We start from the raw sequence: 2,855 nt of genomic DNA on the forward strand, positions 1-2,855 counted from the left end.
GTCCAGGTGTCGCCGGTGTGGAGGAGGGTGGTGAGTTGTTGTTCGGGGGTGTCGGTGGTGGTGTTTCGGGCGGTGGTGATTTGGTGTTGGACGGTGGTGTCGTAGGTGGGGCGTTGGGTTTGGCGGAGGATGCCGATGGGGGTGTTGCGGAGGTCGGGTTGGGGGAGGCGGGTGAGGGCGAAGGCGTAGGCGGGGTCGGTGATGGTGGTGTCGTGGGTGACGATGTTTTCGGGTGGGGTGGTGGCGGTGTCGCGGATTTCGAGGCCGAAGCCGTGGGGTGGGTGGACGACGCAGTGTTGTTGGTTGTGGCCGAAGGTGATGGGTTGGCCGTGTTCGAGGCGGATGAGGTAGTCGTCGCGGGTGTCGGGTTGTTTGAGTTGGTCGAAGGCGCCGTCGTTGAAGATGTTGCAGTTTTGGTAGATCTCGACGAAGGCGGTGCCGTGGTGTTCGGCGGCGGCGCGCAGGACGGTTTGGAGGTGTTTGCGGTCGGAGTCGATGGTGCGGGCGACGAAGGTGGCTTCGGCTCCGAGGGCGAGGGACAGCGGGTTGAAGGGGGCGTCGGCGGATCCGGCGGGGGTGGATTTGGTGATTTTGCCGGTTTCGCTGGTGGGGGAGTACTGGCCTTTGGTGAGGCCGTAGATGCGGTTGTTGAACAGCAGGATCTTGAGGTTGACGTTGCGGCGTAGGGCGTGGATGAGGTGGTTGCCGCCGATGGACAGGGCGTCGCCGTCGCCGGTGACGACCCAGACGGACAGGTCGGGGCGGGTGACGGACAGTCCGGTGGCGATGGCGGGGGCGCGGCCGTGGATGGAGTGCATCCCGTAGGTGTTCATGTAGTAGGGGAAGCGGGATGAGCAGCCGATGCCGGAGATGAACACGGTGTTCTCGCGGGCGATGTTCAACTCGGGCATGAATTGTTGGACGGCGGCGAGGATGGCGTAGTCGCCGCAGCCGGGGCACCAGCGGACTTCCTGGTCGGATTTGAAGTCTTTGCCGGTGAGTTTGAGGGCGACGGGTTCAGGCATTTTTGCAGACCTCTTCCAGCATCGTCTCCAGTTCGGCGGCGGTGAAGGGTAGGCCGCGGACCTGGTTGTAGGTGATCGCGTCGATCAGGTAGCGGGCGCGGATGACCTGGGCGAGTTGGCCGAGGTTCATCTCGGGGATGACGACGCGGTCGTAGGCGGATAGGACGTCGCCGAGGTTGCCTGGGAGGGGGTTGAGGTGGCGTAGGTGGGCCTGGGCGATGGGTTGGCCGCGGTGGCGCAGGGTGCGGCAGGCGGCGCCGATCGGGCCGTAGGTGGAGCCCCAGCCGAGCACGAGGGTCCGGGCGGTGCCGTCGGGGTCGTCGACGTCGAGGTCGGGCACGTCGATGGCCTCGATGCGGGCGGCGCGGGTGCGGACCATGTAGTCGTGGTTGGCCGGGTCGTAGGAGATGTCGCCGGTCTTGTCGGCTTTCTCCAGGCCACCGATGCGGTGTTGCAGGCCGGGGGTGCCGGGCACGGCCCAGGGCCGGGCCAGGGTGTCCGGGTCGCGTAGGTAGGGCAGGAACGTGACGCCGTCGTCGCCGTTGGGTGCGGTGGCGAACTCCACACGCAGGTCGGGCAGGGCGTCGACGTCGGGCAGCAGCCACGGTTCGGAACCGTTGGCGACGTAGTTGTCCGACAGCAGGATCACCGGGGTGCGGTAGGTCAACGCGATCCGCGCGGCTTCCAGGGCGGCGTGGAAACAGTCCGAGGGTGACTTCGCGGCGATCACCGCGACGGGGGCCTCACCGTGGCGGCCGTGCAGGGCCATGTTCAGATCGGCCTGCTCGGTCTTCGTGGGCAGGCCGGTCGACGGGCCGGCGCGTTGCACGTCCACCACCACCAGGGGCAACTCCAGGGCGACGGCCAGGGAGATCGTCTCGGACTTCAACGCGACACCCGGGCCGCTGGTCGTGGTCACCCCCAACGCGCCGCCGTAGGAGGCGCCCAGGGCGGCGCCGACCGCGGCGATCTCGTCTTCGGCCTGCATCGTGACCACACCGAGTTTCTTGTGTTTCGACAACTCGTGCAGGATGTCCGACGCCGGGGTGATCGGATACGCGCCGAGGAACACCGGCAGGCCCGACCGGACCCCCGCCGCGACCAACCCCAACGACAGGGCCGCGTTACCGGTGATGTTGCGGTAGGTGCCCGGCACCATCTTCGCCGGTTTCACCTCGTACCGCACCGAGAACGAATCCGTCGTCTCGCCGTAGTTCCAACCCGCCTTGAACGCCGCGACGTTCGCCGCCACCAGATCCGGCCGCTTGACGAACTTCCGCTCCAGAAACCGTAGGGTCGACTCGTACGGGCGGGAGTACATCCACGACAACAACCCCAACGCGAACATGTTCTTCGCCCGCTCGGCGTCCTTCTTCGACACCGACAACTCCGCCAACGCACCCACCGTCATCGACGTCAACGCCACCGGATGCACCACGAACCCCTCCAGCGACCCGTCCTCCAACGGCGACACCGCATACCCGACCTTCACCAGGTTCCGACGCGTGAACTCATCGGTGTTCACGATGATGTCCGCACCCCGACGCAGATCACCCACATTCGCCTTCAACGCCGCCGGATTCATCGCCACCAACACGTTCGGCGCGTCCCCCGGCGTCAGAATGTCATAATCAGCGAAATGCACCTGGAAACTCGACACCCCCGGCAACGTCCCCGCAGGCGCCCGAATCTCCGCCGGGAAATTCGGCAACGTCGAAATATCATTACCCAACTGCGCCGTCTCCGAGGTGAACCTGTCCCCCGTCAACTGCATCCCGTCACCCGAGTCACCAGCAAACCGGATCACCACCCGGTCCAACTGACGGATCT

The 2,855-nt window shown here is 66.1% G+C and carries 2 protein-coding genes; both read right to left on the reverse strand.

Annotation, left to right across the window (positions count from 1 at the left end; translation table 11 throughout):
- A partial coding sequence (locus tag B5D80_RS32590; protein ID WP_088647755.1) for a 2-oxoacid:ferredoxin oxidoreductase subunit beta occupies nucleotides 1-1,025 on the reverse strand: 1,025 nt, incomplete at its 3' end.
- Nucleotides 1,018-2,853, reverse strand: a complete 1,836-nt coding sequence (locus B5D80_RS32595; RefSeq protein WP_088647756.1) for a 2-oxoacid:acceptor oxidoreductase subunit alpha — start codon at nucleotides 2,851-2,853, stop codon at nucleotides 1,018-1,020. The genes B5D80_RS32595 and B5D80_RS32590, both read right to left, overlap by 8 nt.
- Between the last annotated feature and the right edge of the window lie 2 nt (nucleotides 2,854-2,855).

The sequence above is a fragment of the Micromonospora wenchangensis genome, assembly GCF_002210435.1.
Taxonomy (GTDB): domain Bacteria; phylum Actinomycetota; class Actinomycetes; order Mycobacteriales; family Micromonosporaceae; genus Micromonospora; species Micromonospora wenchangensis.